At 71.0% G+C, this 20,967-nt stretch carries 16 protein-coding genes and 1 pseudogene; 13 read left to right on the forward strand and 4 right to left on the reverse strand.

Annotated elements, in window-relative coordinates; genetic code table 11:
- Positions 1 to 10: 10 nt before the first annotated feature.
- The 7 genes and pseudogenes from HW837_RS05530 to HW837_RS05560 all read left to right on the forward strand — a co-directional run bounded on the left by HW837_RS05530 (position 11) and on the right by HW837_RS05560 (position 9,722).
- Positions 11 to 2,482, forward strand: a complete 2,472-nt coding sequence (locus HW837_RS05530) for a glycoside hydrolase family 2 TIM barrel-domain containing protein (protein ID WP_193381432.1) — start codon at positions 11 to 13, stop codon at positions 2,480 to 2,482.
- Positions 2,479 to 3,129, forward strand: coding sequence for an RraA family protein (locus HW837_RS05535; protein WP_193381431.1), 651 nt, complete (start codon positions 2,479 to 2,481; stop codon positions 3,127 to 3,129). Before HW837_RS05530 ends, HW837_RS05535 begins: the two co-directional genes overlap by 4 nt.
- Before the next feature lie 42 nt (positions 3,130 to 3,171).
- Entirely contained in the window at positions 3,172 to 3,753 is a 582-nt protein-coding gene (locus tag HW837_RS05540; RefSeq protein ID WP_196789972.1) for a TetR/AcrR family transcriptional regulator, read from the forward strand.
- 78 nt (positions 3,754 to 3,831) lie between these two features.
- Entirely contained in the window at positions 3,832 to 7,362 is a 3,531-nt protein-coding gene (locus tag HW837_RS05545; RefSeq protein ID WP_193381429.1) for an indolepyruvate ferredoxin oxidoreductase family protein, read from the forward strand.
- 1,101 nt (positions 7,363 to 8,463) lie between these two features.
- Complete coding sequence (locus tag HW837_RS05550) at positions 8,464 to 8,808, forward strand: hypothetical protein (RefSeq protein WP_237270021.1); 345 nt, start codon at positions 8,464 to 8,466, stop codon at positions 8,806 to 8,808.
- A gap of 63 nt (positions 8,809 to 8,871) precedes the next feature.
- Positions 8,872 to 9,105: pseudogene (locus tag HW837_RS48450) on the forward strand (transposase); the annotation flags it as partial.
- 212 nt (positions 9,106 to 9,317) lie between these two features.
- Complete coding sequence (locus tag HW837_RS05560) at positions 9,318 to 9,722, forward strand: IS3 family transposase (protein ID WP_237270061.1); 405 nt, start codon at positions 9,318 to 9,320, stop codon at positions 9,720 to 9,722.
- Between the two features lie 280 nt (positions 9,723 to 10,002).
- Here HW837_RS05560 and HW837_RS05565 read toward each other — a convergent pair whose 3' ends face one another.
- Positions 10,003 to 10,968, reverse strand: coding sequence for a pirin family protein (locus tag HW837_RS05565; RefSeq protein WP_193381426.1), 966 nt, complete (start codon positions 10,966 to 10,968; stop codon positions 10,003 to 10,005).
- A 203-nt stretch (positions 10,969 to 11,171) separates the two neighbouring features.
- Between HW837_RS05565 and HW837_RS05570 the strand changes: the two genes are divergently transcribed.
- Both HW837_RS05570 and HW837_RS05575 read left to right on the forward strand, forming a co-directional pair.
- On the forward strand, positions 11,172 to 11,660 hold the full coding sequence (locus HW837_RS05570; RefSeq protein WP_045561530.1) for a MarR family winged helix-turn-helix transcriptional regulator: 489 nt from the start codon (positions 11,172 to 11,174) through the stop codon (positions 11,658 to 11,660).
- Positions 11,657 to 12,106, forward strand: coding sequence for a winged helix DNA-binding protein (locus HW837_RS05575; protein WP_193381425.1), 450 nt, complete (start codon positions 11,657 to 11,659; stop codon positions 12,104 to 12,106). The genes HW837_RS05570 and HW837_RS05575 overlap by 4 nt, the downstream gene beginning before the upstream one ends.
- 497 nt (positions 12,107 to 12,603) lie before the next feature.
- Here the strand turns inward: HW837_RS05575 and HW837_RS05580 are convergent, their stop codons facing one another.
- Positions 12,604 to 14,013 (reverse strand): PepSY-associated TM helix domain-containing protein, encoded by a 1,410-nt coding sequence (locus HW837_RS05580; protein ID WP_093788564.1) that lies wholly within the window; start codon positions 14,011 to 14,013, stop codon positions 12,604 to 12,606.
- Positions 14,014 to 14,196: 183 nt separating this feature from the next.
- Between HW837_RS05580 and HW837_RS05585 the strand changes: the two genes are divergently transcribed.
- Positions 14,197 to 14,853, forward strand: coding sequence for a peptide deformylase (locus tag HW837_RS05585; protein WP_045561533.1), 657 nt, complete (start codon positions 14,197 to 14,199; stop codon positions 14,851 to 14,853).
- Positions 14,854 to 14,907: 54 nt separating this feature from the next.
- On the opposite strand, the gene HW837_RS05590 is transcribed toward HW837_RS05585, so the two are convergent.
- Complete coding sequence (locus HW837_RS05590; protein ID WP_193382326.1) at positions 14,908 to 16,374, reverse strand: dihydrolipoyl dehydrogenase family protein; 1,467 nt, start codon at positions 16,372 to 16,374, stop codon at positions 14,908 to 14,910.
- 130 nt (positions 16,375 to 16,504) lie between these two features.
- On the opposite strand from HW837_RS05590, the gene trxA reads away from it, so the two are divergent.
- The gene (trxA, locus tag HW837_RS05595) at positions 16,505 to 16,891 is read left to right on the forward strand and encodes a thioredoxin (RefSeq protein WP_045561661.1); all 387 of its coding nucleotides are present in this window, start codon (positions 16,505 to 16,507) and stop codon (positions 16,889 to 16,891) included.
- Between the two features lie 205 nt (positions 16,892 to 17,096).
- Here the strand turns inward: trxA and HW837_RS05600 are convergent, their stop codons facing one another.
- Positions 17,097 to 18,131, reverse strand: a complete 1,035-nt coding sequence (locus HW837_RS05600) for a LacI family DNA-binding transcriptional regulator (protein WP_045561535.1) — start codon at positions 18,129 to 18,131, stop codon at positions 17,097 to 17,099.
- A gap of 532 nt (positions 18,132 to 18,663) precedes the next feature.
- Between HW837_RS05600 and HW837_RS05605 the strand changes: the two genes are divergently transcribed.
- Complete coding sequence (locus HW837_RS05605) at positions 18,664 to 19,638, forward strand: alpha/beta hydrolase (RefSeq protein ID WP_045561536.1); 975 nt, start codon at positions 18,664 to 18,666, stop codon at positions 19,636 to 19,638.
- A 253-nt stretch (positions 19,639 to 19,891) separates the two neighbouring features.
- Positions 19,892 to 20,911, forward strand: coding sequence for a helix-turn-helix domain-containing protein (locus tag HW837_RS05610; RefSeq protein WP_045561537.1), 1,020 nt, complete (start codon positions 19,892 to 19,894; stop codon positions 20,909 to 20,911).
- The last annotated feature ends 56 nt before the right edge of the window (positions 20,912 to 20,967 follow it).

Below are 20,967 nucleotides of genomic sequence, written 5' to 3' on the forward strand. Positions count from 1 at the left end.
GGAAGTTCCAATGATCCGCATCCCGTTCAACGACGCGTGGCGCGTCGGCCCTCTCGTGTCCGTTCACGAGGCGATCGTGGTCGCTGGCGCCGGTGAGGAAGAAGTCACCCTGCCGCACGACGCCATGCTGGGGGGAGGGCGGTCCGCGGAGAACTCCGGTGGACCGCAGACGGGTTACTTCCGCGACGGAAAGTGGACCTACGAGAAGCAGTTCGACGTTCCGGAGGAATGGGCGACGAAGCGAGTCACCTTCGAGTTCGAAGGCGTCTACCGCGACGCGATGGTCTACATCAACGGTGCTCTCGCCGGACAGTGGGCAGGCGGATACTCCCGCTTCCACGTCAGCGCGGACCCCTTCCTGCAGTACGGCCGGGCCAACACCGTCCGGGTGGACGCACAGGCACACCAGGACTCCCGCTGGTACTCGGGAGGTGGCCTCCACCGCCCCGTCAGCGTCCTCGTCGGCGACCTCGTCCATGTCACCCCGACCGGGCTGCGACTCACCACGCCGGACATCGACGCCGATCTCGCCACCGTGGTGGCGGCGACCGAGATCGTCAACGAGGACGTCTCCACTCGCGTCGTCGAAGTGCTTCTCGAGATCCTGGACGCCGGGGGCGAGGTCGTGACGTCCGACCGGGCCCGGGTCACGCTCCTGGCGGGCGACAGGATCACCACCCACCAGCGGGCGTACGTCCAACGGCCGTCACTGTGGAGCGTCGAATCACCCCACCTCTACCACGCGTCCGTGCGCCTCTCCGACGACAGCGGCCCGCTCGACGAGGCTTCCACGCACTTCGGTATCCGCACCGTCACCGCCGACCCGATCCGCGGCCTGCGGATCAACGGCGAGACCGTCAATCTCCGGGGCGGTGCGATCCACCACGACAACGGCATCCTCGGCGCCGCCGACTTCGCCGACGCCGCCGAGCGGCGGGTGCGGATGCTGAAGGCCGCGGGCTTCAACGCCGTACGCTCCGCGCACAATCCGATGAGCGTCGCCCTGCTCGACGCGTGCGACCGCCTCGGCATGCTCGTCATGGACGAGCTGTTCGACGTGTGGACGGTCGCGAAGTCCGGTGACGACTACTCGCGCAGATTCCCGCAGTGGTGGGAACGCGACGTCGACTCGCTCGTGGCGAAGGACTTCAACCACCCCAGCGTGATCATGTACTCGATCGGCAACGAGATCATCGAAGCCGGAACCGCCCACGGTACGCGCCTGGGCCGCCGCATCGCCGACCGGGTACGCGAGCAGGATTCCACCCGCCTGGTCACCCACGCGCTCCAGGGCATGTACATCGCTCGCGACAAGATCCCCGCGCTGAAGGCCGAACTGGGCCAGGACGCCGCCCCTGTCCGGGGCCTGAACGACTACCTGGGCCAGGTGACACATCTGATCGACGCCCTCATGGCCTCGCCGGTCGTCGGAGAGCGACTCGCCGAACCTGCCTCCGTTCTCGACGTCGTGGGGCTCAACTACGGCGAGAGCCGGTACGTGCTGGACAAGGAGGCGTACCCCAACCGCGTCGTCGTGGGCTCGGAGACCTTCCCGACGAAGATCGACCGGCTGTGGCAGCTCGTCACCGAGAACCCCCACGTCATCGGCGACTTCACCTGGACCGCATGGGACTTCCTCGGCGAGGTCGGAACCGGCCGGCACGTCTATCCCGAGGACCAGCAGGTACACCGCGCCCCCTACCCGTGGCTCACCGCCGAATGCGGGGACATCGACATCATCGGGCAGCGTCACCCGATCTCGTACTACCGCGAGATCGTCTACGGGCTCACACAGACGCCCTACCTCGCCGTGCGACACCCCCGAGACGACGGCTATGTCATCAAGCCCAGGGCATGGACCTGGACCGATGTCTCCCCCAGCTGGACCTTCGACGTTCCCGTCGGCTCGCCGCTCCATGTCGAGGCCTACGTGGCAGCCGAAGAGGTCGAGTTCCGGCTCAACGGCACCACCGTCGCGACCGTGCCCGTCGGTACCGAGCGGAACTTCGTCGCCGAAGCCGACGTGCCCTACGAGCCCGGCGTCCTGGAGGTCGTGGCGTACCGCGACGGAGCGGAAGTGGGACGCTCGGCGCTGCGCACCGCCGGCGAGCCCACGCGCCTGCGCCTGGAGACGGACCGCGCCGAACTCGCCGCCGATCCTCAGCGTTTGGCCCACATCAGCATCACCCTGGTCGACGGCAACGGTGTGCTCAACCCGGCCCGGGACACGAAGATCACGATCCGGGTCGACGGTCCCGGGGTCCTCCAGGGATTCGGTACGGGAGCTCCGGCCACCGAGGAGAGCTTCCTCGACGATTCCGCCACGTCGTTCAAGGGACGTGCCCTGGCGATCGTCCGGGCCACCGGGGAAACGGGACGGATCACCGTCACAGGCCGGGCACACGGACTCCGGGACGCCTCCCTCGAGATCGACGTCGTCCAGGCACCCATTCATCACGTGACAGGGGAAGGACAGAAATGACCTACGCGCCGACATCGGCCGGCTCGCCCAACATCGAGGTCGGCCCGAAATGGCAGCGCCCTGACGGGGAGTTGCTCGCGCATTTCCAGCGGCACTCGGTCGCAAACATCGGAGACGCACTCGGGCGCCTCGGTATGCCCGACGGTGGCATCACACCTCTCTGGGACGGCTGCCGTGCCGTGGGCAGCGCCCTGACGGTCCTGACGGTCGCCGGAGACGATCTGGCCGTGATCGACGCCGTCGCGCACATCGAACCCGGCGACTTCCTCGTCATCAACGGATTCGGTTACCCGGGCCGGGCCGTGATGGGCGACATCCTCAGCCAGTACTTCTCCTCGCGGGGAGCCGTGGGAGCGATCGTCGACGGAGCCGTCAGGGACCGCGACGAGATCCGGCAGCAGCAGTTCCCCGTTTGGTCGCGCTCGGTCACGCCGGCAGGGCCCTGGAAACACGGCCCGGGAGCCGTCGGGACGCCCATCGCCATCGGTGGTGTCGTCATCAACCCCGGTGACGTGGTCGTGGCCGACGCCGACGGCGTCGTCGCAGTGCCCCTGAAGAAGGCACATGAAATCGCCGCCGAGCTGGCGCGGATCGCGGAATCCGAGCAGGGCATGCGCACGCAGGCCAAGCAAGCACCCACGAAATGAGCCGCGTAGATGAAGAGGACGCGCATGCGCAGGGATCAGCGGTTGAACAACGCCAAGCTGATCCAGGCCGCCGCAGAGCTTTTCGAGCGTTGCGAGCAGCCGATCAGCCTCGCCGACATCGCTCGGCAGGCGGATGTGTCGGTCGCGACGGCTTACCGGCACTTCGAGTCCGCGGACGACGCCCTCAGCGCCTACCGACGGGACATCGTGACCAAGTTCCGCGATCACAGTCTCGAGCAGCCGAGCAGCGGTCTGGCCCTGCTCGAGAGTGTCTGCGGCTTCTGGGTGGACCTCATCCTCGCCGAAGGCGCGGCGCTGGTGCACCGCCGGTCCTCGGAAGGATTCCTCGCGCGGTACAAGGCCCAGGAGCCGTACTTGGAAGGCCAGGCGGAGGCCCTCGCCCGCCCCATCCGCGAACTCGTGGCGATTCTCGGGGTGGGCGAGCTCGCCGGCGTCGAGGACGAGGCCGCCTTCCTGTGGAACGTCCTCTTCGACCCTCGGGAGATCTTCGACCTGCGTGACACGCTCTCACTGCCGCCCGCTCAGATCACGCGCCGACTGGTATCGGCGTTCCGCGGCGCACTGCTCGGCTGGGCGACTGCTCGGCTGGGCGAACCAGCCTGACCGCGAGGAAGCCGTCTCTCCGCACGCGCAGACGGGCGGGACCTTTAGCAGCCCCAGATCGTTGTGAGGAAGAGGACGATGACTGCACCCATCACCGAGACCGAGCAGCCGGGCAGCCGACGCTTCCGTCTGGATGACCGCTACCGCCGCGAGGAAGGCGTCGTGCACCTCTCCGGGATCCAGGCTCTCGTCCGCGTTCTGCTGGACCGCTCCCGGCGTGACAACGCGAACGGACTGCGTACCGCGACATTCGTCTCGGGATACGAGGGATCACCACTCGCCGGCTACGACATCGAGTTGGGCCGACGCGGGGCGTTGTTGCACGAGCACGACATCGTCCACAAACCGGGGCTGAACGAGGAGCTCGCCGCGACCGCCGTCATGGGCAGCCAGTTGGCCGGCCAGGTCGGCGCTTCGCGGTGCGACGGCGTCGTGGGCATCTGGTACGGCAAGTCCCCCGGCCTCGATCGCGCCTCCGACGCTCTCCGCCACGCGAACCTGGTGGGAACCGGCCCTTCCGGCGGTGCCGTCGCGCTGGTCGGCGACGACCCGGGAGCCAAGTCGTCCAGCGTGCCGTGTGCCAGCGAGTCGACGCTCGCGGACCTGGCGATCCCGACGCTGTACCCGGCCGATGCCCAGGACGTCCTCGACTTCGGGCTCCACGCGCAGTTCCTCTCCCGGTTCAGCGGCCTGTGGTCGGGCCTGAAGATCACCACCGCCGTGGCGGACTCAGCGTGCACGGCCGTCGTGGCACGCGATCGGATCACGGGCACCGAGGGCGACGGGAGCCCCAGCCCGCACAAGCCGAGCTCCATGCTGCTGGGCGCCAACCTCATGGCCCTCGAACGCAGCCTGCACGACATCCGCCTCCCTCGTGCCGTGGCGTACGCCCGCCTCAACCGCCTCAACCGCCTGGTCCAGCGCGGGCCGTCGGACACGATCGGCATCCTGACATCCGGCAAGACCTACCTCGACGTCCGCGAGGGCCTCCGCATCATCGGCCTCACCGACACAGACCTCGCACGGTACGGCATCAGGATCCTCAAGCTCGGCATGATCTTCCCCCTCGAACGCGAGGCAGTCATCGAGTTCGCGGACGGTCTCGACCAGCTGGTCGTCGTCGAGGAGAAACGGCCGTTCCTCGAAACCGCCGTCAAGGAGATCCTCTACGGCCGCACCGACGCCCCGGTCGTCCACGGCAAACAGGACCAGGACGGGCGATCGCTGTTCAGTCGCTCAGGAGAGCTCGACGTGGACAGCATCGCCACCGGACTGTCCAGGGTGCTCGCTCCGCTCGGCATCGAAGCCGCCCGCGCATGGCGTCAGCGGCCCAAAGCGCGTACGACGTTGGCGCTGCCGCTTCTGGCCCGCAGCCCGTACTACTGCTCGGGGTGTCCGCACAACACCTCGACCACCGCCGGCGGGGACTCACTGGTCGGCGCTGGGATCGGCTGCCACTCCATGGTCGTGTTCATGGATCCCGAACAGGTCGGCTCGGTCGTCGGCATGACCCAGATGGGCGGGGAAGGTGCTCAGTGGATCGGGTTGGAACCGTTCGTCGACGCCGACCACTTCGTGCAGAACATCGGTGACGGAACCTTCATGCATTCGGGCAGCCTGGCCGTGCGGGCGGCGATCGCCGCGGGGGTGAACGTCACGTTCAAGCTGCTCTACAACGGAACGGTCGCCATGACCGGCGGCCAGGACGCCGTCGGCGCCCTGCCGGTCGACCGGCTCGCCGCCACGCTCCTCGACGAAGGCGTGGCCAAGGTGATCATCACGACCGAGGACAGGGCCCGCATCCCCCGGGCCCGGCTTCCGAAGTCGGTGAAGGTTCTCGACCGGGCCGAGATCGAGGAGGCGCTGGCGGAGCTGAAGGCCACTGCCGGTGTCACCGTCCTCATCCATGACCAGGAATGCGCCGCCGAGAAACGGCGTGCGCGTCGGCGCGGCAAGGCCGAGGCGCCGACGACGCGCGTGTGGATCAACGAGCGCATCTGCGAGGGTTGCGGTGACTGCGGCCGCAAGTCGAACTGTCTGTCCGTCCACCCGGTCCCGACCGAGTTCGGCCGCAAGACCAGGATCGACCAATCCTCGTGCAACCTGGACTACTCGTGCCTCGACGGCGACTGCCCGGCGTTCATGACCATCACACCCGCCGGCAAGCCGAAGCGCGCCGAGCTTCCCGCCCTGGGGGCCACCGACATCGCCGAGCCTGTCCGCGCGGTCGGCGCCGACTCCTTCGGCATGCGGATCACCGGGATCGGGGGAACCGGCATCGTCACCACCTCGCAGGTGCTGGCGACCGCGGCCGTCATCGACGGCCGCCACGCCCGCAGCCTCGACCAGACCGGACTGGCCCAGAAGGGCGGCGCGGTCGTCTCCGACATCAAGATCACCGAGGGTGTCGTCGAACAGGGCGCCAAGATCGCCGAGGGGCAGTGCGACCTCTACCTCGCGTGCGATCCGCTCGTCGCGACCGACCCGAAGTACCTCTCCGTCGCCTCCGCGGACCGCACCGTCGCCGTCATGACCACGACCGAGATACCCACCGGGCAGATGGTGGTCGACACCGCCGTCGGCTTCCCGGCTCCCGATGTCGTACGTCATGCCGTCCACGACGCGATGCGCCAGCTCATCGCTCTGGACTCCGGCGCGCTGGCCGAGCAGTTGTTCGGCGACGAGCAGCACGCCAACATGCTCCTGGTGGGCGCCGCTTACCAGGCCGGGCTGCTGCCGATGTCGGCTTCAGCCATCGAAGAGGCCATCACCCTGAACGCAGTCGCCGTGGAACGCAATGTGCAGGCCTTCCGGCGAGGCCGCCAGACGGTCGCCGACCCCGAAGCGCTGAGTGCCACGCTTGCCGACCCGACGCTCCCAGACGTGGAACTGCGACTGCCCGCCGGGACCACCGAGCTCGTGGCGTTGGTCACCGATGATGAGGAATCGGAGCTGCATCGCCTCCTCACCGTGCGTGTGGCCGACCTCATCGACTACCAGGACAGGCGCTACGCCCGCGCCTACGTCGACTTCGTCCAGACGGTGGCGGCCACGGAGCGCGCTGCCGCCTACGGCTCGACCGAGCTGACCGAGGCTGTCGCCCGCTGCCTCCACAAGCTCATGGCATACAAGGACGAGTACGAGGTCGCACGACTCGCCATTGACCCAGCCGTGGACGACCACATCACCGCGGCATTCGGAAGCGCGAGCCGCCGCTCCCACCGCCTGCATCCGCCCGTCCTGCGAGCCCTTGGCATGGAAAGGAAGGTCGCTCTAGGAAGCTGGTTCCGCCCGGTCCTCAAACTACTGCATGGGCTGCGTCGCGTTCGAGGAACCCGCCTCGATGTGTTCGGACTCCAGCACATGCGACGCATCGAGCGTGATCTTGTCGCCGAGTACCGGGAGTCGATCAAGACCGCGCTCGCGCTCCTGAATGAGGAGAACCTGGCCGAGGTTCGCCGGCTCGCGGAACTGCCCGATGCGGTCCGTGGATACGAAGGCGTCAAACTCGCGGCCATTGAGCGCTACCAGGCCGAGCAGGCGCGCATACTCGGCGAGTTGCGGGAGAGCGCGGACCCCGTCCCGACGGAAGCCGGGCAGGGCCGTTGAACTCGATGTGAGGCAGGCCGTCTCGCGGGAGCCATCGGCTCAGGGAGTACGGCCGTCCGAACCGGAGGCTCGCCCCGTACCGAACCGGCATGGTGAAACTGACACCATGCCGGTTCGGTACGGGACCCGGTCGGCATGATTGGCCACTCCAACGAGACGCCCAGTTGTTCGGTTCCGTGATCGCCCGCCGTGCGGCTACTTCATTCCCGTGGTAGCGATTCCCTTGACGAGGTAGCGCTGGCCGACCGAGAGGACGACGAAGACCGGGATCAGCCTGATGACGGACATCGCGAACCGCGTTCCCAGGGCTCGGTGGCCGAGGACGACCTCGTCGACACGTCCCCTTCCCCGGGTTGCGAGAACAGTCCGCTGACGCCGTCAGGAAGAGTGGTCCGAACGGTGAGCGTCTCGCCCTGTACACGCCGATCGACCGAAACCTCGCCGTGCGGGATGGCCAGTCTGGTGAAGGCCGAGGTCAGCCCACCGCCGGTCTGGGCGCCACGAGCACGTGCCGGTAGCCCGGTTCGAGGGGGCGAGGTGTGGGGCTGCGGGGCAGCGACATGGCGGGCGGGCAAGGCAGGCGCCGTCGTGGCTACGGATATCCGCGCCGGGCCACCTCGCGGAGATGTCCGCAGGATGCGTGAGTCATCACCGATGTCCCTGCTCATGAGCCGAACTGTCCCGGATCGCTGCAGTGGTCGACGCGTTGAGCAGCGCCCTGTTCCGCCCGCTCACGCGCCAGGAGCCCGCGCCGCTCCTCCCGGTGCTCGCGCTGTGCGACCGGGTCGGGGACGGGCACGGCGACCAACAACGGCCTTGGGTGTAGGGGTGTCGGGGCGTAGCGGTCGCCTGCCCGGCGACTCCGGTGTCGACGATCTCACCGCCTCGGCTCACGCCTCAAGCCTGCTCACCACGTCTGGACCAGCGGCTTCCCCTCCGCCCACAGGGGGCACCCCCATTCGTCGCCACCGCGTCTGCTGCGATCGCAGTAGGCGCAAGTGTCTGCGAACGGCCAATGACGAGAGTCCGGAGAACTGCGAGCGTGAGGGTGGGCCGTGATCACCGGCTCCGTCGCATGGCATTTTCTGGAAAGGCACGTCGATGTCCCCTCTCGCCCGCTGGTGTCATAGGCACCGGCTCGCAGTCGTCCTGGTCTGGGTGGGCCTGTTGCTCGCCCTGGGAGCCGGGGTCGGCGCCGCGGGCAGCGCCTTCGGCAACAGCCCGACCTCACAGGACACCGACTCGGCCAAGGCCACGGCCCTGCTGCAGCAGGCCTCCGACAGCGCCGCGGGCAAGAGCGGCCGGGTGGTCTGGCAGCATGACGGCGGCGAGGTCACCGAGCCCGCCGCCGAGAAGGCGATGACCGGCACGCTCAAGGGCATCGCCGACGCGCCGGGCGTCGCTGTGGTGACCAGCCCCTACGCACCCGTCGGCGAGTGGGCTTGATCCGCTTTGACGGACATTCGAGATCAGGGGTTCTGCCCCGGGAGGATGTCCATCATGGAGAGCATGGGGAAGAAGAAGCCTCGGCCTCGCCGTTCGTTCACGCCGGAGTTCAAGGCCGAGATCGTCGAGCTGTGCCGACGCGGTGACCGCTCGGTCGGCCAGATCGCCAAGGACTTCGACCTGACCGAGACCGCGGTGCGGCTGTGGGTCAGCCAGGCCGAGGTCGATGCGGGCGAACGCGACGGTCTGACCAGCAGTGAACGCGAGGAACTGGCCGCACTGCGGCGGGAGAACCGCCGGCTGCGCGAGGACGTCGACATCCTCAAGCGGGCCACGGCTTTCTTCGCGTCAATGTCAGGCTGTTGGCGATCGGCGGGTGGCACGGGCCGCAACCGCCCTTGGTGGTTGGTCCTTGATGTGCCGCTCTCTGGTGGCAGGATCCTGCCGGCCTGGATGCCCGCTGGTGCGGCGACATCACCTACATCGCCACGGACGAGGGCTGGCTCTACCTGGCCACCGTCATCGACATCGCCTCCCGCCGCGTGGTCGGCTGGGCGACGGCCGACCACCTGCGGACCGATCTGGTCGCCGATGCCCTCACGGCCGCCTGCCGACAGCGCCGCCCCACCGGTCCGGTGATCTTTCACTCGGACCGCGGCTGCCAGTACACCAGTCACCAACTCGCCACGCTGGCAGACCAGTTGGTGGTGCGTCTGTCGGTCGGCCGCACCGGACAGTGCTGGGACAACGCACTCGCCGAGTCGTTCTTCGCCACCATCAAACGGGAGCTGCTCGGCACCAGCTCCTGGCCCAGCCGGGCCGCCGCCCGCACCGCGATCTTCGATTTCATCGAGGGCTGGTACAACTTGCACCGTCTGCACAGCAGCCTCGGCTACCGCAGTCCCGCCGAATAGGAGACCGCACTCGCAGCCTGACCACCACACCGATGGTGTCCGTCAAAGCGGAACAAGCTCACCACCGACAGCACCTGATGATGCGTCAGCAGAGTTAGCAAAGAGTTAGCAAGAGTCCTGCCACAGCCGCCCACAGACAGCCAGACCCTGAAACCGCCCAGCGCCGGAAAACCGTAGCTGCGGCACACGCACCTGCTCCCCCGCGAGCGGCCGCCGAGCGGGAAACAGCACCGACAGCACGTCACCCACCCAGCACCGAATGATCAGCTGTTTCCGCAGGTCAACGGGCCCTTCCTCGCGGCTTCAAAGGCGTCGCCGGCAGCTCGGGCGCGGGCAGCGGGTCCCCGTCGTACCCCTTCACCTCCCCGAACCTCGACCCTTCCATCCAGTCCCTACGCGCCTGCACGATCTCTTCCTGCGACCGCCCGATCCAGTTCCAGAACATGATCAGCTCCTCCTCGAAGGGCTCGCCACCGAGGAGCATCAGGGAGGCGGGCGTGTCGGCGCGGAGGGGGAGGTCGGTGCGGCCGCAGCCGAGGTAGAGCATGGAGCCGGGGAGGACCGGGACGCCGTCGACATGGGCCTCGCCGGACATGGACAGGACGGCGTACTCGAAGTCGGGTTCGACCGGGAGGCGCAGGTCGGCGCCCGGTGTGAGGGTGAGGTCCGCGCCGACGATCGGCGTGAACGTCGTGCCCGGCGAGGTCGCGCCGTCCAGGCTGCCGAGGATGAGGGTGGCGCTCAGGCCGGCCGCCGTGACGACGGGCAGCTCGGCGTGGTGCTCGAAGCGCGGGTCGGTGTGCCGGCGGCTGTCCGGCAGCGCCACCCACAGCTGGGCGCCGTGCAGGAAGCGGGCGTGCGACCTCGGGCTCTCCTCGGAGTGGCTGATGGCCCGGCCCGAGGTCATCAGGCCCAGCTCGCGCGGGCGGATGGTCTGGAGGCTGCCCGTGGAGTCGCGGTGCAGCACCTCACCCTGGTGCAGCCAGCTGACCGTCTGCAGACCCATGTGCGGATGCGGCGGCACCTGCATGCCGGGCTCGTCGGCGATGTCGTCGGGGCCGTAGTGGTCGACGAAAGCCCACGCGCCCACCATCCGGCGGCCCAGGTTGGGCAGCAGGCGCCGCACCTCGGTCGACTCGCCGAGCTTCACCCGGCGGGGGCTGAGGAGTTCACGGACCGGCTCGGCCACCACGAAACCCCGGCCGCCGCACACCGCGGGCACCGGCTGGCGATCAAGATTGCTCATGCACCACAACCTAGCCCCGTCCGGCCGCCCCCGTCAGCCGTCCTCCGGCCCACCAGGAGCGGCACTCGGCCGCGCATCGCATGCACCGCCCTCTCCCTCTCCCCTCTCCCCTCTCCGCCCTCCGCCCTCCGCCCTCCGCCCTCCGCCCTCCGCCCGGAGCAATATGCTAGCCATGGCTATAGTAGCCATGTACGGTATCTGCCATGAGTTCGGTCATCGAGGGCGCGACGCCCGGTTTTCTCGTCTGGCGGCTGTCCATGAAGTGGCGGGTCGCGGTCGACCGCGCGGTCGCTCCGCTGGGGCTGACCCACGCGCAGTACGCGCTGGTGGCGTCGTTGCACGGCATGCGCCGGGACGGGCTGCGGCCCAGTCAGCGGCAGCTCGCCGACCACACGGGCCTGGAGGCCCTGTACGTCTCCAAGCTCGCCCGCGCCCTGGAGACCGCCGGACTCGTCGAACGCGCCCGGGACCCCCGCGACCCCCGTGCCGTGCAGCTGACGCTCACCGAGAAGGGGAGCGAGGTCACCCGGCGTGCCATCGAGATCGTCCAGGGGCTGATGGAGCAGCTGCTGGAGCCGTTCGGGGGTCTCGACGGCGCCCGCACCCGGGAGTTCGCCCGCGAGCTGACCGCGCTGCTCGACGTACCGCTCGTCCCGTCCGCCCAACAGGAACGCGAGAAGGAGCAACCATGACCACCACCGCACCGCTTCTGAATTCCCGGGTCATCGGCCTCGCCCATTACGCCGCCCGCGCGGTGCTGGAGAAGGTGCTGGCCGAGCACGGTCTGACGTTCCAGCAGTCGGTGGCCCTCCGGGTCGTCGCGGTCGCCGACGAACCCGTCGACCGGGAGCGGGTCGTGGACACGGTCGTCGACTCGCTCAAGGCCGAGAAGGCCGAGATACGGTCCGTGGTCGAGGAGTTGGTCGCCGCGAAGCTGGTGGAGACGGACCCGGCGCGGCCGTCCCGGCTCAGGATCACGGACGCCGGGCGGCACGCCCACAGCGGATCCACCGCCGAGGTCGCACCGATCTCCGCCCGGATCTACGCCGGTATCCCGGCCGAGGAGCTGGCTGCCGCCGGCCGCGCGCTGACACTCATCACCGAGCGGGCCGACGCGGAGCTGGCCGCGATGAGGTAGGGGGCACGCCCCGCAGCGCCGGGGGTGGGTGCGAGGCGGTTCGGGCACAGGGGGCGCGGGCCCAAGTGGGCGCGGGTGCGGGTCACTTCGGTCGCAGGGGCGCGGCGCATGCGGGCGCGGGCGCGGGGCGTTTCGAGCGCAGGAGGCGTATACGCAGGAGGCTTGAGTCGCGGGGCTCAAGTCGTAGGGGCGCAGGTTGCTAGGGGCGCAGGTTGCTAGGGGCCCAGGTTTGCAAGGCGCGCGAGTCGCGGGCTCGATCGGTCGCGTGGCGCGCGGCTGGTTGCCGAGCGTCCGAGGCGCGCCCTCGGCCCGCCCGTCAAGGCCGCGCCGGAGTGGTCCGGCCCCGGCGCCCACCGGCCGCGTGCACCCCCGGCGCCACCGGCCCGCACGCAGCCCCGCCGCCCCCGGCCCACGCCTCCCCGGCCCACGCCGCCCACGGCCCATCCGAAGCCTCAGCGCCACCGCCCGCCTACAGCCCCGCCGCCCCCACCCGCGTCCTACTTCGCTCCCACCCGCCCGTCGTACGACCGCTTGCCGCGTCGGTGGGCGATCTCGCTCAGGGCGACGTCCACCGCGATGAATACGGCGAGGGGGATGCCGAGCAGGGGCACGAAGTAGCCGAGGACGGCGATGACCGCGAGGGCGGGGACCAGGATCTGGGGCGGTACGTGCTGCCAGGCCCCGCGTGGGACCGGGCGTCCGAAGGACGAGGCGCGGCCGCGCTGCCACCACATGCGGTAGCCCCAGACGATCAGCACGACGAGAGAGGCCGCGAGGGCCATCAGGAGGAGCTGGTTGGCCAGGCCGAACAGGACGCCGGTGTGGGCGTCGATGCCCCAGCGGGACAGCTTGGCGAGGATCGGGAAGTCGGCGAACCGGAGGGTGTCGGTGACCTCGGCGGTCGCCGGGTCCACGGCCACCGCGTCCTGCTTGGTGGGCCAGCTGCGCTGCACCTGCTTGACGACATACGTGGAGGACGCGTCGGCGGGCGGGACGATCTCCACCGGGTCGCCGAGGCCCTCGGTCCGCGCGGCGGCCAGGATCTTGTCCAGGTCGCCCTCCGGGGCCGTCGTCCCGTCCGTCGAGCCGCCCGTGTGGGCGCCGTGGTCGCCCGCCGCGGACGAGATGGCCGGGGTCGCCTGGTGGAGTTCGGTCCGCAGGACCTCGATGTTGGCGCCGGCGTACGTGGACCAGGTCAGCCCGGTCGCCGAGAGGAAGAAGAAACCGAGCGCCGCCCACACACCGACCGTGCCGTGCAGGCCCAGCGTGCGACGGCGGCCGGAGGTGCCGCGCACCTTGCGCTGGGCGCGGCGGCGGGCGAACCAGAGCACCAGGCCGCCGCCCGAGATGACCCACAGCCAGCTCGCGGCGAGTTCGCTGTAGAGACGGCCGGTCTCGCCGAGCTGGAGGTTGGCGTGGAACTTGTCGACCCAGGTCCGCACCGGCAGCGCGCCCGTGGAACCGTACTGCTCCAGCGCCCCGCGCACCTCGGCGGTGTAGGGGTCGACGAACACGGCGAGGGTGTTGGTCTCGTCGATGCCCTCGACGCCCGTCAGCATCACCCGGGTCGTCGCGTCGTCCTCGGGCGACGGGCGTACGGCGGAGAGGGTGCCCTCGGGGTGCGCCTCGCGGGCGGCGGCGACCTGCTCGGAGATCGGCAGCTTCGTGTCGCCGATCTTCGCTACGGTCGTCTGGTCCGCGTAGACGATCCTCTCGACCGTGAACGAGGCGGCGTACAGCCCGCCGGTCACCGCGGCGACCAGCAGGAACGGGGCGACGAGGACGCCCGCGTAGAAGTGCAGCCGCAGGACGAGCGGCCGGAGCGAGGCCCAGCCTCTCGTCGAGCCTTCCGGCTGGGCGAGGGGTTTCTGGGGCTCGTCCGTCTCGGTCGAGGGGGCGATGGTCATCGGCGGATGCTCCGGGATGCGGGGACGTCGTGGCGGTTCAGTAGTCGGGGCGTGCGCCCTCCGAGTTCCCGGCACTTCGTGTGACGTGAGTCACAGGCCTGCCGCCGGTGCCGTGTCTCCCGCGCGGGCGGCCTCCGCGAGAGCCGCCTCGCGTCGCGCGGGCCCGGTTGGCATCCTGGCCCGATGGCTTCCGAACGTGACCGCACCGAGTCCCGCCCCCTGAGCGACCGGGTCGAGGAACTCCTCGCCCACGAGGGGCCGCTGCCGATCGTCGCCGCGGGCGACCCGGTGCTGCGCCGCACCGCCGAGCCCTTCGACGGCCAGCTCGACGCGGGCCTCCTGACCCGCTTCGTCGCCGCCCTGCGCGCCACCATGCACGCGGCACCCGGCGTCGGCCTCGCCGCGCCGCAGGTCGGCGTCCCGCTGCGCATCGCGGTGATCGAGGACCCCGCGCCGGTGCCGGAGGAGGTACGGCTGGCCCGGGGCCGGGTGCCGCAGCCGTTCCGCGTCCTGGTCAATCCGGCGTACGAGGCGATCGGGTCGTTCCGTGACGCGTTCTACGAGGGCTGTCTGAGCGTGCCGGGCTGGCAGGCCGTGGTGGCCCGGCCCGCCAAGGTGCGGCTGCGGGCGCTCGACGAACACGGGCGGGCCGTGGACGAGGAGTTCTCGGGATGGCCCGCCCGGATCGTCCAGCACGAGACGGACCACCTCAACGGCACGCTCTACCTCGACCACGCCGAACCGCGCTCCCTCTCCTCGAACCAGGCGATGGCCGACCGCTGGAACGACCCGACCCCGGCGAGGGCCGCCCGCGAGCTGGGCTTCCTCCTGCCCGACTAGCCACGTAGGCCGCGTAGACCAGCCGCCCCCGTTCAGCCCCCCCCTCTGCGCGGTTCAGCCCCGGTACGCCTCCAGCAGCCTCAGCCACACCTCGCTGATCGTCGGGTACGACGGCACCGCGTGCCACAGGCGGTTGATCGGGACCTCTCCGGCGACGGCGATGGTGGCGGAGTGGATGAGTTCCCCGACGGCCGGGCCGACGAAGGTGACGCCGCGCAGGATCTCGCGGTCCAGGTCGACGACCATGCGGGCGCGGCCCCGGTAGCCGTCGGCGTACAGGCCCGCGCCCGCGACGGAGGAGAACTCGACGTCGACCGCGCGGACGCGGTGGCCGGCCTGTTCGGCCTCGGCGAGGGAGAGTCCGACGGCGGCGGCCTCGGGGTCGGTGAAGACGACCTGGGGAACGGCGGCGTGGTCGGCGGTGGCCGCGTGGGCGCCCCACGGGTCGCTCTCCAGCAGCGGCACACCGGCCGCGCGGGCGGCGATGGCGGCCCCGGCGATCCGGGCCTGGTACTTGCCCTGGTGGGTGAGGAGCGCCCGGTGGTTGACGTCGCCGACGGCGTACATCCAGTCACTGCCGGTCACCCGGAGGCTGTCGTCGACGGGCAGCCAGGAGCCGGGTTCCAGGCCGACGGTGTCCAGCCCGATGTCGTCGGTGCGCGGGGCGCGTCCGGTGGCGAAGAGGATCTCGTCGGCCTCCAGGCGGTCGCCGGTGTCGGTGAGGGACACCACGGTCCCGTTCTCACGGGAGACCGCCGTCACCGACGTACCCGTGCGGACGTCCACGCCCGTCTCGGTGAGCGCCTCGGCGACCAGTTCGCCGGCGAAGGGCTCCATCCGGGGCAGCAGGCCCTTGCCGCGGACGAGGACGGTGACCTCGGAGCCGAGGGACCGCCAGGCGGTGGCCATCTCGACGGCGACGACACCACCGCCGACGACGATCAGCCGGCCGGGGACCTCCTGGGCGCTGGTGGCCTCCCGGCTGGTCCAGGGCCGGACCTGGGCGAGTCCCGGCAGGTCGGGCAGGAGGGCGCGGCTGCCGGTGGAGACGACCACCGCGCGCCGGGCAGTGAGCACCTGCCGTCCGCCGTCGGGTGCGTCCACGACCACGCGGCGGGGCCCGGCCAGGCGCCCGTGCCCCCGGTACAGGGTCGCTCCGACACTCTCCAGCCAGCCGACCTGGCCGTCGTCCTTCCAGTGGGCGGTCTCGTAGTCACGGTGGGCGAGCACCTCGGCGGCGTCCAGCGGGCCGTCGACCAGCCCGCGCAGACCGGGTACGCGGCGGGCGTCGGCGCGGGCGATCGCGGGGCGCAGCAGAGCCTTGCTGGGCATGCACGCCCAGTACGAGCATTCGCCGCCGACCAGTTCGCTCTCCACGATCGCGGTGGACAGTCCGGCGGCGCGGGTGCGGTCGGCGACGTTCTCCCCCACGGGTCCGGCACCGAGCACCACGACGTCGTACTCGATCGCCGTCGCTTCAGCCGCGTTCTCGTTGGTTCCGGTGTTTTCCGTATCCGTCATGGGGCCAGTCTGGTTGGTGGTGTGCGCCGTGGCCACACGGGTACGCGCGCGGAATACGCCACCGTCGGGTGGCGTTGTCGAGAGCGGCTCGCCAGAGCACCTAGACGCACCAGGAAGAGGGATGTACGCCATGAGCAGCACCGTGGAGCTCACCAAGGAGAACTTCGACCAGACGGTCACCGACAACGAGTTCGTCCTGATCGACTTCTGGGCGTCCTGGTGTGGGCCGTGCCGGCAGTTCGCCCCGGTCTACGAGAAGGCGGCCGGCGACAATCCCGATCTGGTGTTCGGCAAGGTCGACACCGAGGCCCAGCCGGAGCTGGCCGAGGCCTTCGGTATCCAGTCCATCCCGACGTTGATGATCGTGCGTGACCAGGTCGCCGTGTTCGCGCAGCCGGGCGCGCTGCCGGAGGCCGCGCTGACCGACGTCATCGGCCAGGCCCGCCGGCTGGACATGGACGAGGTCCGCAAGGCCGTCGCCGAGCAGCAGGCGCAGGTCGAGCAGAACGGCCAGTGAGCCGCGCCGGCCGGGTGCCGGCGTGAGAGGTGCCGGGTGCAGGGGTGGGGGCCGGCGGGGGCGGCGGCCCGAACGCGCCCCGCTCCGGCGCCCGTTGGGCTCGACGTCCGGCTCGGCACTTCCCGCACGGCACGTCCTGCTCGGCGCGTTCGGTCGGCTCGGCGCGTTCAGCTCGGCTCGGCGCGTTCAGCTCGACTCGGCGCGTTCAGCTCGACTCGCGGTGGACGATCCTCGCGGCCAGGACGTCGTGCGTCGTGGGGATCGTGGCGGGGTCGCGCACCACGCGGTCGACCAGTTCCGCGAGGTCGCGTCCGGACGGCAGCTCCAGGTGCACGGTGCTGAGGCGCGGCCGCAGCAGCCGTCCGGTCATCAGGTCGTCGGCCCCGACCACGGCCGTCTCGTCGGGGATGCCGATGCCCTCGTCCTGAAGGGCCCGCATCAGCAGCATCGCGTACTCGTCGTTGTACGCGAACACCGCGTCCAGACCGAGGGATCGCCAGTCACGGGCCAGCCGGGCGGCGGCGGCCTCGTCGTAGGCGAGGGGCAGTTCGGTGACCGTCGCCTCCGTGCCCAGCACCGCGCGTCGTACGCCGGCCAGGCGGGGCTGGGAGAAGACCCCGAAGCCGGGCTCCTCGGGCACGACGACCCCGATCCGGCGGCGACCGCGCTCGACCAGGTGCCGTCCCGCGCTGTGGCCGACGCCCGCGTGGTCCAGGATCAGCGCGTGGGCGCCCTCGACGGGTTCGGGGGTGAGGGTGACCACGGCCTTGGCCCCGGAGCGCTTGAGGACGGCCACGCCCTGCGGACCGATGCCGACACCGGGCACGATCACGGCGACCGGGCGCAGTTCGGCCCAGGCGCGGGCGGCGTCGTCGCCGCGCAGGCCGATGCCGCCGTGCTGCACGACGGTGTAGTCGAGGCGGCTCAGGGCCCACTGGATCTCGTTGATGAACTGGCTGTAGAGCGGGCCGACGGGCACGTTCGGGGTGGGCATCAGGACCAGGCGGCTGTGGCCGGCGCGCAGGCTGCGGGCCGCCGCGTGGGGTACGTAGCCGAGTTCCTTGGCCGCCTCGTGGACCCGGCGGCGGGTGGGTTCGCTGATACGGACCGCGCTGGTGTTGTTCAGGACGTAGCTGACCGTCGCGCGTGAGACACCCGCGAGTCGTGCCACGTCCGCGCTCGTGGGCACGGATCGCTGCAGGGGCGAGGGCGGGGCGGGCTCTTTCGGTATCTGCACCATGAGGACGGCATCCTTGCAGAAGCGGTGAAGGTCGTTCCGGCCGGGGGAGTACCGGCCGTGCGGGAGCTCGGGGTCGGGCCACCGATCTTTGTGGCAGGGCAGTTTGGCGAATGTGTTCGAAATCTGTTCAACCGGGCAGTCATTTCGCGCCATCCCCACCGGGGCGGCACCGACGTCACCCCGTACGGCTGTCCGACCCGTCGACCAACGCGCCCGACGGGAGGCCCCGTGCCTGGCCAACGGCGTACGAGCGACCCGTGGCGACGCACTAGGGGCGCCGCTCCCCCGTCGGGTGTCCGGTCACCCGTGTGGGTGTCCGGTGGCGATGACACCCGAAAGCTATGGCGTGAACTGTGTGTCGAATGTGAGGGCGACACCGCTCCGGGCCCGCCCCGCCCACCCGCCGATCGGCGGGCATCCTCCGCCGTACGACGGCGTCCGCGCGCCCCGCGGCGACGCCCATCATCACGGTACGAACCGTCGCGCGACGCGGTGAGCACCGTGGACGCGGTACCCGCACGAGGAGAAGCCCATGACCATGATCCCGCCGCCCTTCGACCCGGAACTCGCCGCGGCGCTGGAGGCGTTGAAGGACATGGTGCCGCGCGAGCTGAGCATGGACGACATCCCCCTGATGCGCCAGGGGCCGGGCATCGAGCTGCTGGCGCGGCTGGACCTCACCATGGACGGGTTCTTCGAGGTCGAGGACCGGCTGGTGCCGGGGCCCGAGGGCGCGCCGGAGATCTCACTGCTCATCTGCCGCCCCGCTGCCCCCACGACACGGGGTCCGTTGCCGGTGATCTACCACATCCATGGCGGCGGCATGGTCGTCGGCAACAACCGGGTCGGGGTGGACGAGCCACTGACCTGGGCACGCGAGCTGGGCGCGGTCGTGGTGTCGGTGGAGTACCGGCTGGCTCCCGAGCATCCGCATCCGGCGCCCGTGGAGGACGTCTACGCGGGGCTGCTGTGGACGGCCGAGCACGCGGACGAGTTCGGGGGCGACGCCGGGCGGATCGTGATCGCCGGGGCGAGTGCGGGAGGCGGGCTGACCGCCGCGCTCGCGCTGCTCACGCGGGACCGGAAGGGGCCCCGGCCGATCGGGCAGGTGCTGATGTGCCCGATGCTCGACGACCGCAACGACTCGCCGTCCACGCACCAGATGGCGGGGCTGGGGGTGTGGGACCGGACGGCCAACGAGACGGGGTGGACGGCGCTGCTGGGGGCGCGGCGGGGTGGGCCGGACGTGTCCGCGTACGCGGCGCCGGCGCGGGCGGAGGATCTGACGGGGTTGCCTCCGGCGTTTCTCGACGTGGGGTCGGCGGAGACGTTCCGGGACGAGGTCGTCGCTTACGCGTCTCGGTTGTGGCAGGCGGGTGGGGTGGCGGAGCTGCATGTGTGGGCGGGGGGATTTCATGGGTTCGACGGGTTGGCTCCGCAGGCGGCGGTGTCTCGGGACTGTCGGGGGGCGCATGTGCGGTGGTTGCGGCGGCTGATCGGGGAGTAGGTTTCCTCGCCCCCGCCGCCCCTACCCGTCCCGTCCTCAAGGGGCTGCGCCCCTTCGACCCGCACACGTCCGTCCGGTGGGGGCTGGTCGCGCAGTTCCCCGCGCCCCTGAAAGGCCTACGGCCATTTCGGGCCGAAAAAGCAGGGGCGCAGCCCCGCTTTTTCAGGGGCGCGGGGAACTGCGCGAGAAGCCCCCACCCACCCGCACCCGAACACACGGCTCCACCGGCGGAGCCATGGCGCACTATGGGCGTATGAAAGAGCTGGCCGGGCGGCTGACCGCGGTGGATCCCGATGCCGGGGCCGCCGTGCGGGTCATCGCCTACTTCGACACACTGGCCGAGGGGCGGGCCGGGCTGGAGGCGCTGGTGCGCGGGGCCGCCGTCCTCGCCGGGTGTCCCGCGCGGCTGGTCGACGCGGAGCGGCAGGTGCGGGTCCGGGTGGAGCCCGACGGGCGGCGCCAGGACAGCGATCTGCCGCCGGACCCGGACTGGCCGTCCGCCGCGCTCGCCCCGGGCGGTGCGCCCGCGCTCTGGCTGGAGCGGGCCGGGGGCGCCGAGCCGAGCGTCGTGGACGCGGTCATCCTGGAGCGTGCCGCCGGGGTCCTCCGGCTGGTGCTGGACCGGACCCGGGGCCGTGCGCCCGTCTCCCCCACCGACGACCCGGCGCTCGTCGAGACCGTCCTCGACGCCACCGCCGCCGAGGGGGCCCGCCTCCACGCCGCCCGCCGCCTCGGCCTCGACCCCGACGATCCCACGACCCTGACCCGCGCCGTCGCCCAGCTCGGAGGCCGCCCCCGCATCCTGCGCGTACGCGGGAACGAGCCGCCGGCCGGGCTTCCCGAGGGCCGGGTCGGAGTCGGGCCCGCGGTGCCCGTGCTCGGGCTGCCCGGGTCCTGGGACGGCGCGCGGACCGCGTTGCGCTTCACGGCCGAGGGCACCGCGCGGGACCCCGGTGAGCGGGTGGCGCACGCCGACGCGCTCGGCGGGATCGCCCTCCTCGCCGAACTGATCCGTCCCGGGGCCGAACCCCCGCCCGACGTACGGGACGTGGAGCGAGCGGCGGCGGACTCGCCCTGGATGCTGGCGACGCTGCACGCGGTCGCCTCGACGGCGAGCCTGCGGTCCGCGGCCGCCGCCGTCAACGTCCACCACTCCACGCTCCAGGACCGCCTGATCCACGCCGAGGCCCTCCTCGGCTGGCCGGTCCGCACCCCTCAGGGCCGGCTCCGCCTCCATCTGGCCCTCACCATGCGCCACTTGGCCCGCGGCTGAGCGATCCTCGACGGTGTGGCGGAGGGAGGCGGCAGCCCTGCCGTGGTCCCTCCTCC

The sequence above is a fragment of the Streptomyces caniscabiei genome (assembly GCF_014930365.1).
Classification (GTDB): Bacteria; Actinomycetota; Actinomycetes; order Streptomycetales; family Streptomycetaceae; genus Streptomyces; species Streptomyces caniscabiei.